The 13565-nt window shown below is 31.4% G+C and carries 15 protein-coding genes; 3 read left to right on the forward strand and 12 right to left on the reverse strand.

Features of this window, described 5'->3' with window-relative positions; all coding sequences use genetic code 11:
• Positions 1-63: 63 nt before the first annotated feature.
• The 12 genes from C4S29_RS02490 to C4S29_RS02545 all read right to left on the reverse strand — a co-directional run bounded on the left by C4S29_RS02490 (position 64) and on the right by C4S29_RS02545 (position 10545).
• Positions 64-1014 carry an electron transfer flavoprotein subunit alpha/FixB family protein gene (locus C4S29_RS02490; protein WP_103913019.1) on the reverse strand — a complete coding sequence of 317 codons (951 nt, stop codon included), beginning with the start codon at positions 1012-1014 and terminating at the stop codon, positions 64-66.
• Positions 1015-1123: 109 nt separating this feature from the next.
• A complete protein-coding gene (locus C4S29_RS02495) occupies positions 1124-1870 on the reverse strand; it encodes an electron transfer flavoprotein subunit beta/FixA family protein (RefSeq protein WP_103912542.1) in 747 nt (248 codons plus the stop codon).
• Between the two features lie 178 nt (positions 1871-2048).
• Positions 2049-2756 carry an SDR family oxidoreductase gene (locus C4S29_RS02500; protein ID WP_103912543.1) on the reverse strand — a complete coding sequence of 236 codons (708 nt, stop codon included), beginning with the start codon at positions 2754-2756 and terminating at the stop codon, positions 2049-2051.
• 77 nt (positions 2757-2833) lie between these two features.
• Positions 2834-4216 carry a dipeptidase gene (locus tag C4S29_RS02505; protein ID WP_103912544.1) on the reverse strand — a complete coding sequence of 461 codons (1383 nt, stop codon included), beginning with the start codon at positions 4214-4216 and terminating at the stop codon, positions 2834-2836.
• A 108-nt stretch (positions 4217-4324) separates the two neighbouring features.
• Positions 4325-4558 carry a hypothetical protein gene (locus C4S29_RS02510; RefSeq protein WP_103912545.1) on the reverse strand — a complete coding sequence of 78 codons (234 nt, stop codon included), beginning with the start codon at positions 4556-4558 and terminating at the stop codon, positions 4325-4327.
• 65 nt (positions 4559-4623) lie between these two features.
• Entirely contained in the window at positions 4624-5688 is a 1065-nt protein-coding gene (locus C4S29_RS02515; protein ID WP_394338649.1) for a THUMP-like domain-containing protein, read from the reverse strand.
• Positions 5689-5892: 204 nt separating this feature from the next.
• A complete protein-coding gene (locus C4S29_RS02520; RefSeq protein ID WP_103912547.1) occupies positions 5893-6270 on the reverse strand; it encodes a GxxExxY protein in 378 nt (125 codons plus the stop codon).
• Positions 6271-6528: 258 nt separating this feature from the next.
• Positions 6529-7695, reverse strand: coding sequence for a methylmalonyl-CoA mutase family protein (locus C4S29_RS02525; RefSeq protein ID WP_317045061.1), 1167 nt, complete (start codon positions 7693-7695; stop codon positions 6529-6531).
• A gap of 24 nt (positions 7696-7719) precedes the next feature.
• Positions 7720-8079 (reverse strand): FtsB family cell division protein, encoded by a 360-nt coding sequence (locus C4S29_RS02530; RefSeq protein ID WP_103912549.1) that lies wholly within the window; start codon positions 8077-8079, stop codon positions 7720-7722.
• Positions 8079-8696, reverse strand: a complete 618-nt coding sequence (udk, locus tag C4S29_RS02535) for a uridine kinase (RefSeq protein WP_103912550.1) — start codon at positions 8694-8696, stop codon at positions 8079-8081. Before udk ends, C4S29_RS02530 begins: the two co-directional genes overlap by 1 nt.
• A gap of 110 nt (positions 8697-8806) precedes the next feature.
• Positions 8807-9364, reverse strand: a complete 558-nt coding sequence (locus C4S29_RS02540) for a SanA/YdcF family protein (RefSeq protein ID WP_103912551.1) — start codon at positions 9362-9364, stop codon at positions 8807-8809.
• A 59-nt stretch (positions 9365-9423) separates the two neighbouring features.
• Positions 9424-10545, reverse strand: coding sequence for a ferredoxin--NADP reductase (locus C4S29_RS02545; protein ID WP_103912552.1), 1122 nt, complete (start codon positions 10543-10545; stop codon positions 9424-9426).
• A 33-nt stretch (positions 10546-10578) separates the two neighbouring features.
• Between C4S29_RS02545 and C4S29_RS02550 the strand changes: the two genes are divergently transcribed.
• The 3 genes from C4S29_RS02550 to C4S29_RS02565 all read left to right on the forward strand — a co-directional run bounded on the left by C4S29_RS02550 (position 10579) and on the right by C4S29_RS02565 (position 13433).
• Positions 10579-11142, forward strand: coding sequence for a TlpA family protein disulfide reductase (locus tag C4S29_RS02550; RefSeq protein WP_103913020.1), 564 nt, complete (start codon positions 10579-10581; stop codon positions 11140-11142).
• Positions 11143-11207: 65 nt separating this feature from the next.
• The gene (locus tag C4S29_RS02555) at positions 11208-12194 is read left to right on the forward strand and encodes an iron chelate uptake ABC transporter family permease subunit (protein ID WP_103912553.1); all 987 of its coding nucleotides are present in this window, start codon (positions 11208-11210) and stop codon (positions 12192-12194) included.
• A gap of 315 nt (positions 12195-12509) precedes the next feature.
• Positions 12510-13433 (forward strand): ABC transporter ATP-binding protein, encoded by a 924-nt coding sequence (locus C4S29_RS02565; RefSeq protein ID WP_103912554.1) that lies wholly within the window; start codon positions 12510-12512, stop codon positions 13431-13433.
• The last annotated feature ends 132 nt before the right edge of the window (positions 13434-13565 follow it).

The raw sequence follows: 13565 nt of genomic DNA on the forward strand, positions 1-13565 counted from the left end.
AAAAATGCTATAAAAAAAACCTGAAAAATTAATTTCAGGTTTTATATAAATATCATATTTTTTTTAAGCGCCTTTTAAAGCCTTAATTTTTTCCGTTAAAGCCGGAATAATTTGAAAAGCATCGCCTACAACTCCATAATCAGCAGATTTGAAGAAAGGTGCTTCTGGATCATTATTGATTACAACAATTGTTTTGGAAGAATTCACGCCCGCTAAATGTTGAATAGCGCCAGAAATCCCAATCGCCACATATAAATTGGGCGAAATTGCTTTACCAGTTTGTCCTACGTGTTCTGAGTGAGGTCTCCAACCAATATCTGAAACTGGTTTTGAACAAGCCGTTGCCGCGCCTAAAGTTTCGGCTAAATTTTCTACCATTCCCCAATTTTCTGCACCTTTCAAACCTCGCCCCGCAGAAACTACGATTTCGGCTTCTTTTAAATCTAATTTACCAGAAGATTGCTCTTGAGATAATACTTTTGTATCCTCGTTTGAAATTGACAAATTTTTAATTTCTTCTGTTCCAGATACGGGATTTTCTTTTGCGCCAAAAGAATTTTGAGAGACGGTTACAATTACGCCTTCAGTTTCGGCTTTTGCATGCATAAAACCTTTACCGGAAAACGCTTTTCTTTTAACCTGAAAAGGTGATAAACTTTCAGGCGTTTCTATAACATTAGTTATTAAAGAATAATTCTTTAAAATCGATAACATTGGCGCAACTGAAGAAGCGTCTGTAGTGTGTGGAAAAACAATTATTTTTCCATCTACAACTTGGTTTAGTGCTTCAGCAAATGCTTTTGCACTAAAGTTTTTTAGACCTTCATCTTCAATATTAAGTACTTTTTCTGCACCATATTTGTAAAGTAACTCTGAAGAATCTGTTGGATTCACGGAAATTGCGGTTACAGAATCTCCTGCTTTATCAGCGATTGATTTTGCATAAGCCACCGCCTCAAAAGCTGCTTTTTTGTAAATTCCGTTTATATTTTCTGCATATACGAATATTGCCATTTTTTTAAATTTTTTAGGTTGAGTTTTAAGTTGAGTTTGAGACAAAAAGTTTTAGTTAATATAAAAGTTTTAAAATTGATAATTCTAAACCTTTGCTTTAGCCTCAAACTTATATTACTTTTGCTTCCTCGTGAAGAAGTCTTACCAATTCATCCAAATTATCAGCATTTACCAATTTTACTGCGGCTCTTGGTGGAACGCTATCAAAAGATACAGAATCTACTTTCACTTCTGAATTTGTGGGTTCTACAACGTTTAAAACTTTGGTTCTGGCAGACATAATGCCGCGCATATTTGGAATAATTAATTCTTTTTCTTCTACTAAGCCTTTTTGCCCAGCAATCACTAAAGGTAATTTTACAGAAACGGTTTCTTTTCCGCCTTCAATTTCTCGGATAGCGCTTATTTCTTCGCCATCTACATTTAAACCAACGCAGGCATTAATAAAAGGTTGATTTAAAAGTTGTGCTAGCATCGCCGGAACTGCGGCGCCATTATAATCTAGAGATTCTTTACCACAAAGAATTAAATCATAATTGCCATTTGTTGCAACCGCTGCTAGTTCTTTTGCCACAGAAAAACTATCTTTTGCTTCTGTGTTGACTCTTATAGCGTCATTTGCGCCAATTGCTAAAGCCTTTCTTATAACCGGTTCTGTGCTTGCATCGCCAACATTTACTACTGTTACTGTCGCGCCTTGGGATTCTTGCAATTTTATTGCTTTGCTTAGCGCAAATTCATCCAAAGGATTAATAACCCATTGAATTCCCGTTTTATCAAAAGCGGTTTTGTCTGCTGTGAAATTAATTTTTGATGTAGTGTCTGGAACACTGTTTATACAAACTAATATTTTCATATTTAGATATTTATTATTTTTAAAGGTGATCTGTTATCGCCAAAATATTGATTTGCTTTTGTTTGCAATCTTGCTAATGGCGATTTCATTTATAAATAAATTTTAATTTTTGCTAAGATAATACTAATTTACTATGCATGCATAACATATTTAGGGAAAATATATTTTTTGCATAACATTAACTATTTGGTTTTGATGGTCTAACTTCAATTTTACTTGGTAAAGTTCTAGCATTCATATTTAATAAATCTAAAACCAGTTGGCCGATATCTTCTGGCTGAATTTTCCAGGCATCTTTTTCAGTCACTTTATGGTCATTGAAATTGGTCGCAACAGAGCCTGGCATAATTGTAGAAACTTTTATATTGTATTTTCTTAGATCTATCATTGCAGCTTGCGTAAAGCCAACAACGCCAAATTTGGATGCGTTATAACCAGCGCCATTTGCGAAGAAATTTGTTCCAGCTAAACTAGAAATTGTGATGTAGTAGCCTTCCGATTTTTTTAATTCCTCAACACTCGCTTTTAAAGTATGGAAAGCGCCGGTGAGATTGGTTTCAATCATATCATTCCAATGTTCTAAACTCATTTCATCAACCGCTGAAAAGTGGCCTAAACCTGCGTTTGCAATTACAATATCTAATTTCCCGAAATGTTTTACAATTTTAGAAACTGTTTTTTCTTCGTTTTCATAATCTCTTACATTAGAAACAATACCTGCAACTGAATCTTTATAATCAGAAAGTTGAAGAAGTGCCTCTTCTAAATCTTTTTCTTTTCTGCCACTAATAGCGACATTGTAACCGTTTTCTAATAATATTTTTGCCACGCCGAAACCGATTCCTTTCGAACCTCCCGTAACGTATGCTGTTTTTTTATCTGACATTTTTTTAAATTTTTATTTGCTCTAATTTAACAAAAAACGCTTCAAAATGAAGCGTTAAATTTAGTTTTAGTAAAACTTTAACTTTTTGTATAATATTCAAAAAAGAGCGGAATACTTTCAATTCCTTTATAGAAATTAAATAGTCCATAATGCTCGTTTGGTGAATGGATTGCATCAGAATCTAAACCAAATCCCATTAAAACTGATTTTGCATTCAGTACTTTTTCAAACATTGATGTAATTGGAATACTACCGCCGCTTCTGTAAGGTAAAACTTCTTTACCAAATGCTTTTTCCATAGCCTTTTTTGCTGCTAAAAATTCTTTAGTATCACTTGGTAAAACGTATGGCATTCCGCCGTGGTGCGGTGTAATTTTCACTTTTACATTTTCTGGCGCAATTTTCTTAAAATAAGTTGTGAATTTTTCTGTAATTTCTTCTGGTGTTTGGTACGGCACTAAACGCATAGAAATTTTAGCATAAGCCTTTGATGGAATTACAGTTTTTGCACCTTCGCCAATGTAACCGCCCCAAATTCCGTTTGCGTCTAAAGTGGGACGAATAGATGTTCTTTCCAAAGTTGTGAAGCCGTGCTCACCTTCTACTCCATTTAAACCAATAGATTTTTTAAAATGTTCGGGATCATCCTTTAATTCATTCATTTTCCCTCGTTCTTCTAGCGAAACTTCTTCTACATTATCATAAAATCCATCAATTGTAATTCTGCCATTTTCGTCAACTAACTTTGCTATCATTCGAGATAAAACATGAATTGGGTTTGGAACTGCGCCGCCATAAAGACCAGAATGTAAATCTCTGTTTGGTCCTTCTACTTCTACTTCCACGTAGCTTAATCCACGTAAACCAGTTGTAACAGTCGGTTGCTCATTAGAATAAATATGCGTGTCTGATATTAAAATTACATCACAACTCAATTTTTCTTTATTTTCATTAACGAAAACACCTAAATTTTCTGAGCCAACTTCTTCTTCACCTTCAATAATAAATTTCACATTACAAGGCAAAGAATCAGTTTTCATCATGGCTTCAAAAGCCTTTAAATGCATAAAAAACTGCCCTTTATCATCGGCAGAACCGCGCGCAAAAATAGCACCCTCCGGATGTAATTCTGTTTTTTTAATAACTGGCTCAAATGGTGGTGAAGTCCAAAGTTCTATTGGATCTGCAGGTTGCACATCATAATGACCATAAATTAAAATGGTTGGAAGATTTTCACCTAAAAATTTTTCACCATAAACAATTGGATTCCCTGCAGTTTTACAAACTTCAACTTTATCTGCACCGGCATCTTTTAAAAATTTCGCCACCTCATCGGCACATTTTAAAACTTCATTTTTGTATGCAGGATCTGCACTCACGGAAGCGATTTTTAAAAGTGAAATCAATTCTTCCACGAAACGTGGTTTGTTTTCTTCGATGTATTTTAAGGTTTTTTCCATTTTAAATTTTTGAAATTAATTATTGTAAAAATAAAAAAAATGCCCTGCAAAAGCAAGACATTTGTACTATTTATTTGTCAATATTGATCTTTATTTTGCCCTCGCAACCTATTGTGCGCTTGTAGATTTGGCTTTCATTTCCAAATTTGGTTCTACAAGTTTCGGTTTCACATTCTTTAAAGAATCTGGTTTTGCAACATAAGTTGGTTTTGCGGCATCTTGATCACTGTATCTTACAACGCCTGGTTCAATTTTTATGACACTAAGATTTCCTCCTGCTTGGATTTTTTGGCAAGAAGTGACTGCCGCTGCAACTGCTAATAATAAAATATATTTTTTCATTTAATTATTTAAAGCACAAAAGTAGGAAATATTAGGATTTTAACAAAATTTTTAAATTTAATTTTTTAGAAAGAACGCAAAATAATTTTTGATGTTAAAGTTTGGGTAAAAATGAGGTAATTTTCTCCGCCATCTTGTATTTTATATTTTTTCTTTATTTCATCGGGTTTTAAAGGATAATTTTTGCTGATAATATTATTAAAACTTCCTTTTTCAATTTCTTTGGCTTCTACTTTTTCTACTTTTAAAACACGCCCCGGAAAATTTAAAACTTTCTTTTCAGAGGTATAAAAATGCGTGTTGGGGTGAAGTTTTTTTAAAGTAAATTGCTTTGAAATTAAATTGAAAGCGCCCGATTTCAGCACAGCGTTATTGGGAATATATAAAAATTGTAAAGCGTCTGAAAATTCAGAACTTGCTGATTTTTCATCATGAAAGTAAAACTCAAAATCTGCATCTTCGCTTTCTAAATTCGTGCAAATACATTTTACTTTTTCTTCAGTTTTATTTTTATCTAAAAGAATAAGGACTTCTTTTACGTCATTTTTTACAGCAATGATATAAATTTTAGTTGCATTTTTTAAAACAGAAATTAAATAGGATAAATCTATCAAAGGCGAAAGTTTTATTAAAACCTTTCCAGAAATATTTAATAATTCATCCTGAATTTCTAAGATATTTGGCGACAAATCTTCTAATAAAAAGACCTTCTTTTTTTGTGAATCTCTTCTTGCCGGATCCAGGTAAATTAAATCAAACTGATTCACATCGTCATGTTGAGCCTGGCGAAATATCTCTAAAAAATGTTCTAAATCATGGTTTATAAAATTGGCTTCTTTGTTTAAAATTTTCCAGTTATGCTTTACGATTTCTAAAAGTTCTGTGTTTTTTTCAACCAAAGTAATTTCTTTAAAATTTTCAGATAAAAAATACGCATCAATACCAAAACCTGCGGTTAAATCGAGAAATTTTTCACCGCTAAAAAGTTGTGATTTATATTTTGAAGTTTGTTCAGAAGAACTTTGCTCTAAATTGAGATTTGGCGGGAAAATAATATCCTCTTCCAATAAAAATGGAAACTTTTTTGCCGCGACATTTTTGCCTTTGATTTGATTGACGATTTCCACCATAGAGACCTTTAGAAACGGCGACTTTTTCAATAGTAAAGAATGCAAATCGGTTTTTAGATTTGCATTGATATAATCTTGGATTTCTTTATTGAGTATTTTTTTTATAATTGTTGGTTTTAACGCAAAGGCGCAAAAATTATTTTATGTCTTTTGAATAAGGCGCAAGTCGGCATCGCCGATTGGAACAAGTGTAATATTATAAAATTATAATCCATTTACCACTCTATTTACGCCATTTTTAAATACATCTGTTCCGAAATAAATGAGTAATCCTAATTTGCAACCGGTCAATTTTAAATAAGTTAAAAGTTGTGCTTTATGAATATTATTTGACATTTCTAAGGCTTTTATTTCTAAAATTAAAATATCTTCAACAATGATATCAATCTTAAAAGCATTTTCAATTCGTAATTCATCATAAACAATTGGTAAAACTTTTTGTTTTTCTACTTTTAAGCCTGCCTTTTGCAATTCGTAAAAAAGACATTCTTCATAAACTTTTTCAAACAATCCAGCGCCTAATCTTTTATGAATTTTTAATCCAAGTTCAAAAACAATTTTTGACAATTCGTTTTCTCTCATAATACTTTAAAAAAAGTCAATCACAAAGTTATAAAATATTCCAATCGGCGAAGCCGACTTGCGCCTTATCTTGACTATTATTTTAAATGCAATTGCGCCTTTGCGAAAAAATTCATTACAATTCTTTGTGTTAAAATTTATACTGAACATTTCATTTCAAAGATATAAAATATTCCAATCGGCGAAGCCGACTTGCGCCTTATCTTGACTATTATTTTAAATGCAATTGCGCCTTTGCGAAAAATTTCGTCTTAATTCTTACTCAAACATTTCCGCCCAGCGAACGGGTTTTAAAACCGTTTCATCATATAAATCGGAAATTTCTTTGGTTTGCTCTAATTTTGGATAAAGATTAACACCGATGAGTTTTATTTTCCCTTCTTTTACCCAATTTTGCTCGGAAATGGCGTGATTATAAATTAAATTTTGTAATTCTCCCGATTTCATTGTTTCAATGTAGCCGCCTTTTTCTTCAAAATCTAAAAATAATTGCCAAGATTTTTCTGCGATTTGTTGCGTGAGATTTTCCACATAGTAACTTCCATTTGCAGCATCATCAAAAACATTGATGAGACTTTCATAAGCCAAAACAATTTGCTGTTTAAAGGAAATTTCTTCAGATAATTTTGTTGCATTTTCTAACAAATAATTATTAGAATAAACAGCATCAGCGCCGCCAATCATCGCAGCAGAAAGTTCTAGCGAAGATCTGATTAAATTATTTTCAGCATCATTTTTAGATTTATTTCTTAATGAAGTTTCCGCAAAAATATAGGGAATTTCATCTTTTCCGAATTCTTTTGACAATTGATTAAAAACCAATTTTAAAGCCCGGATTTTAGAAATTTCAAAAAAATAATTTCCGCCAATTGCAATTCTAAATATTAATTTATTAAAAATTTCTGAGCCAAAATTCTCTACTAAATCTTTAGTCTTTGCTAATGAAATAGCGATTTGTTGAAGAATTGAAGCACCACAATTTTGATGAAAACTCACATCAATGCAAATATTTCGCTTAAAATTTTTTTGCAATAATTCTTTGGTCAGTTGCTCGTTTATAGCGCCGCTGTTTTTTTTATCATCAAAAACGTCTATCAAAGAAAAATAAATATTTTCATCTTTTGTTTTAATGTATTCTGCTAAATCTGGATTATCAATAAACAAAACTTTTTCTGATAAATTTGGAACATTTTCTTTCAACAAAAATGCGAAAACATCTTCTTCCAAAGTTTCTTCATAATTCGCCACCAAATGGGTGCTTTCTTCTATTTTCGGTAAATTCTGCAATGGTTTAGAAACTTCAGAGTAATAAGGCTTCACCTCCAAATTTTCTAAATTTTCAACTTGAAGATTGCTGTAAATATCTTCTGTTTTTAATTGTTTTTTAACCAGATTTACCCAATCTGAAAGTGATGAATTTTGCAAAATGATAATTTTTAAATAAAATAATTATGGTTGAGAACTTTTGGCAATATTTGAACTATCTACAACGATGATGAAAATTTCTTCGTTTGGTTTTTTCATAAAGTAGTTTTCGCGCGCAAATCTTTCTTTTGCCGATTTGTTGTTCATTAATTTCACATAAAACGCATTATTTTTTTCATACTCACTTTTGTAATGAATTAATTCTTTTTGATTTTTCGCAATGTTAGAATCTAATTCATTAATAACTAAAAAAGAGCAATTATCGAAAAAAACCATCCAAACCAAAAATAAAAAAATGGTGATAACATATTTATTCAGCACATATTTTTTGAGAAAGCGCAGCGTTTTGTTCGGCTTTTTTATTTCTTTAATCAGATTTTCCATCAGTATGTTTTTTTAAGCGAATTATTTATAACGGTCGTAAGAAAATCTATAGCTACCGAATTTTGCTTCATATTTGGAACAATTAAATCTGCTTCGTTTTTTGAAGGTTCTATAAATTCTTGATGCATAGGTTTTAAAGTGGTTTGGTAACGGTGTAAAACTTCTTGCAAATCACGACCTCTTTCTTGCGTATCGCGGCGAATTCTGCGGATTAATCGTTCATCAGAATCTGCATGTACAAATACTTTTAAATTATATTCTTTCAATAATTCTGGATTGGTTAAAACCAAAATTCCTTCCACAATCAACACATTTTTTGGTTCAATAGAAACAAAATCACCTGATCGTGAATGTGTTACAAAAGAATAAATCGGTTGCTCAATACTTTCATTATTTTTCAGCGCTCGAACGTGTTTTAGCAACAATTCAAAATCGATAGATTTTGGATGATCATAATTTAACATTTCTCGTTCCGCTAATGTAAGGTGTTGATTATCATAATAATAATTATCCTGCGACAGTACATTTACACCTTCTGCATTCAACTGCTGAAGAATTTTATTAACCACAGTTGTTTTTCCAGAACCAGTTCCTCCGGCGATACCTATAACGAGCATAAATTATTTTTTACAAAGATAAATATTATTGTCAATTTCTAAAGGTGAATAATTGTCAATTTTAAAAGTATTTAATTGCGAATCTGTCATATTTTCAAATTAGAAAACTTTCAGCCTTTCGGTGCAATTCCCAAAATAAAATAAACCACCGCCTGAACTCTGGCCAAAAATTCTCGCGACTGGTTTCTGTAAAAACTGCTATTTTCGTAAACATCTTGCGCATCAAAACCGAGCGCATTCATATTCTGATTCCTTGCAAAAAATAGCGCACGAAGATTGTGATAGCCTTGTGACACTATAATAACACTTGTTTGATGGTATTCATTTTTGCACCGCAAAATGCTTTTGTGCGTGTTAAAACCTTTCGGATCTTCGATTATAACATCTTCAGGAACGCCTTCTTGGTAAATCAAAAAATTTTTCATTGCGGCAGGCTCGTCGTAATGTTCGCTTTTTTCGCCGCTCACAATTATTTTTTTAATTTTCCCATAATGGTAAAGTGCCGAAACTGCATCCATTCTTTTAGTAAAATAAGGATTGGCATTTCCAGACATTGTTTTTGGCGAAGTTCCCAAAACCAAAGCCGTTTCCCGTGCAGGAATTTGTGAAACTTTGGTGTATGTTCTGCCGTTTGTGAGTGCGAAAACCCAAGCATTTGCTAAAAACATAACTATTAACCCAATTTCAATTAGGTTAAAAAATGCTTTTATTATGTTCCTTACTTTTCTCAAACTTCGTCAAAGTTAACTTTAATTTTTTTACTTAAAACTACCGTTTGGCAGGCTAAAATTCTCCCCGATTGTTCTTCTTTTTCCGTTAAATATTCATTTTCTAATAATTCTATTTCGCCTTCTTCTAATTTACATTCGCAAATGCCACAAATTCCAGATTTGCAGGAATATGGAACTTTGAAGCCTTGTTCTAAAAGTTGTTGCAATAGTTTATACTTATTATTTTGAAGTTTGGTTTGATAATTTTCGCCATATAATTGAAAAGAAACATCAATATTTTCTATTAAAGGGAATTCTATTTCTGATTCATAAATGTCTTCGTTAAAACTTTCGAACAACTCAAAATGTATATTTTTTTTCGGAATGCCGCGCTTGTGAGATTCGTTTGCCAAGGATTTTATCATTTCTCCGGGACCGCAAATTAAAATTTCGTCCACCGCATCCCAAATTGTAGATTCTTCATCTGTATCATCTAAATGCAAAAATTGATTGATGATTAAGTGCAGTTTTTCAGCATTTAATCTTCCACTAAATAATTGACTAACAGATTCTTTCGAAAAGAAATAATAAATTTGAAGTCGATTCTGAAACTGATGAAGCAAAGCATCTAATTCTTTTTTAAATGGTATTTCATTAGAATATGAATTTCCAAAAAATAAGAAAAACCGAGTTCGAGGCTCTTCGTGCATTATATTTTTTAAATGGCTTAAAATTGGTGTAATGCCAATTCCTGCAGCGAAACCAAGAATTGTGCGATGCTCATTTGGTTTAGAATTTAAAGTAAATCGTCCGCGTGGTTCGCTTAATTCAATCGAATATCCAACTTGTACATTTTTAATTAAAAAATCTGTAAAACTTCCATCTTCGCCGATTTTTATACCTAATGACAATTGCTTTTCAAAAGGTGCGCTTGTGATGGAATAATCTTTTAAAACCTCGCTGCCCGAAAATTGACTTTTAAAACTTACAAATTGCCCAGAATTAAAACGATAATTTTCCTTTAAATGTTCAGGAATTTCGAATTCTAATAAAAATGTAGTTTTGGTCAGTCTTTCTTTTTTCGTTAATTTTAACGAATGAAAAATAGGCTTTTTTGCCTTTGTTAAAAGTTGTTCCATAGTAATTACTCAAAAATAAACAAAAAAATAGTTATGCGAAAATTAATCTTGCCACTTCTAATTTTATCGGCGCTTTCTGCTTGCAAAAAAGAAAGCACAAAAACAGAAGATTCGGCGGTAAAAAACGATTCTGTTGCGGCAGTTTCAACAAGTTCAACTCCTACAACGCCAGTCAATTTAAAAGAATATTCTATAGCGCAAACGGCAGAGTATTTAAAAAACAAAGACAATGACACTTTGTATGTCACCAATTTTTTCGCCACTTGGTGCGGTCCTTGTATGGCAGAAATCCCTCATTTTAAAGAAAAAATTAAGGAATTAAAAGGCCAACCAGTTAAATTTACCTTCATCGATATAGATGAAAAAGAAGATTGGGAAACGAAAGTAAAAGATTTTGCGGCTACAAATAATTTACAAGATCACATTATTTTACTTGATAATAAAAAACTAGACCAAGATTTTTTTAAAAATAATTTTGAAAAATGGGATGGCAGCGGAATTCCCTACACCATCATGAAAAAAGGAAAAAGAACGGAAGAAACTTTAGGAAGTATGAGCGCAGAAATGCTCGATCAAAAGTTGGCTTCTTTTAAATAAATCTTAAAATATAAAAGCCGTTTAAATTTAATTTAAGCGGTTTTTTGAATAAAATTTTCTGAAAACTGGTGTCTAAAAATTTCAAAATTCTATCTCTAATTTTAACTATTGTGATATTAATTTCAATAGTTTTAAACCTAAATACAGGATTTATAAATTTGAATTTTTCAGATTTTTTTTCATCAAACTCATCAAATTTTGATATTGCACAACTTCGTGTAAACCGCGTTATAATAATGCTTTTAGCAGGAATTTCAATTCCTACTTCAGGTTTTCTTTTGCAAGAATATTTTCAAAATCCACTTGCTGGACCTTCAGTTTTAGGAATTACATCTGTGGCAAGTTTAAGTGTGGCTTTTTATATTTTTTTCTCGCAAAGTTGGGTGTTACCAGATTTTTTGCAGAACAGTTTTTTAAGTATTACCGCAATTGCGGGAAGTTTAATTTTAATGTTGGTTTTGCTTTTGTTTTCAAGGAAATTTCAGGATAAAAGTTTTATTATTATTTTCGGCTTTTTGGTTTCTGCTTTGGCGGGCGCAATTGTTTCAATTTTACAGTTTTACGCGGAAAATCAAAGTTTAAAAAATTATGTTTTATGGAGTTTTGGCGCGAATAACCAGGTGAGTTTTAGTCAAATTCTGGTTTTATTTGTTTTGATATTTTTAGGCTTGTTTTTAAGTTTAAAATCCATTAAACCACTGATTGGCAATAGTTTAGGAACGTCTTACGCACAGAGTTTTGGCGTTAATTTAAAACATTTGAAATATTTAATAATTCTCGCTTCTTCCCTACTTTCTGCATCTATAACAGCGTTTTTAGGTCCAGTTTTATTTATCGGAATTGTCGTTCCTCATTTTTCGAGATTGCTTTACAATCCTTCAAAACTTTGGCACCAATGGATCTTGAATATGATTTTAGGAATTTGCATTATGGAAGTTTTTTCGGTGATTTCAGAATTGTCTAAATTACCTTTAAATATCATCACCTCGCTTTTCGGAATTCCTGTGATTTTACTAATGCTGATTGGCAAAAATAAATTCTCAAACGGTTAGATTGTAAATTCTTAAACGCAAAGGCGCAATTAAATTTTTAATATGCTTTAGAAAGGCGCAGGTCATCTAAAATGACATTTATAAAATCATAAATAGAAGGAATAAAAAGGACAGGTTGCAAACTTGGGTTAGTTTTAAATTTCAGAACGCCAATTTTTTTAGACGGAATTAAAAGAGTTGTGAACGATTTGTAATATTAAATAGATAGCATGAAAAATATAACTGTTAAAACGAAAATCTTTGATTTTCCCGCGTCTTAGATAAGAAGTAAAATAATAAATTTGCGCCTTAGCGTTTAAAATTTTTTTAATAAAAATGACTTTAGAACTAAAAAATATCACAATCGGCTACTCTAAACCCCTAGTTTCAGAGGGAAATATGAGTTTGGAAAGCGGTGATGTTTGTTTAATCATCGGTGATAATGGTGTGGGAAAAACGACTTTAATTAAAACTATTTTAAATCAAATTCCATCAATTTCTGGTCATATTTTTCTTGATAAAATTACTTTAAACCAATTAAATTCTAGTGAAATTGCGCAAAAAATTGCCGTAGTTTTTTCAAAATCTGATGTTCCGAATCATTTTACGGTAAAAGATTTAATTACTTTCGGGAAATATATTCACTATCCGTATTATTTTAAATTAAAATTAACGGATTTACAGGAAGTTAGTGAAATTATCGAAAGTCTTGGTTTAAAAGAATATGAAAATTTTAAACTCAATCAATTATCTGATGGTAATTTACAAAAAGCCTTTATTGGAAGAGCTTTGGCGCAAAATACGCAAATGATCATCTTAGATGAACCAACCACGCATTTAGACGAAAAAAATAAGTTGATGATTCTAAATTTAATGCGAAACATTGCTAAAAATAAAGATAAAATAATTCTTTTTTCATCCCACGATTGGCGTTTGGCAAAAGAATTTTCAGATAAGATTTGTTTGCTAAAAAATGGGCGTTTATTTTCTGGAATTTCGGAAGATATCTTATTGCAACACTCAGATTTAACGAAACCAAGTGTTTACCAATTTAATCCAGAATTTGTTCCACCACAAATTTTTGCACCAGAATTAGAAAAAGAATTACTCTATTCTTTTCTGCAAAAAAACATACCAAAAGATTTAAAATCAGTAAAATTTATTTGGCGCAATAGTTTTTGGGAGATTATTTTAAAAAATAAGCAAGAAAAAGCCAATAATTTTCAAGATATACTTGTTTCGCTCGCAAACTATCATTAATACGATATTTTCGAGCTCTTTCGAATGTATTATGCATGCATAGTATTATGCAATTCATATTAATTAACTATCACATTGTAAAATACTTACAATTTTCCTTTTTAAAAAAGTACTATGCATGCATAATAATTT

This window comes from Halpernia humi, assembly GCF_900108025.1.
In the GTDB taxonomy this organism is placed as follows: Bacteria; Bacteroidota; Bacteroidia; order Flavobacteriales; family Weeksellaceae; genus Halpernia; species Halpernia humi.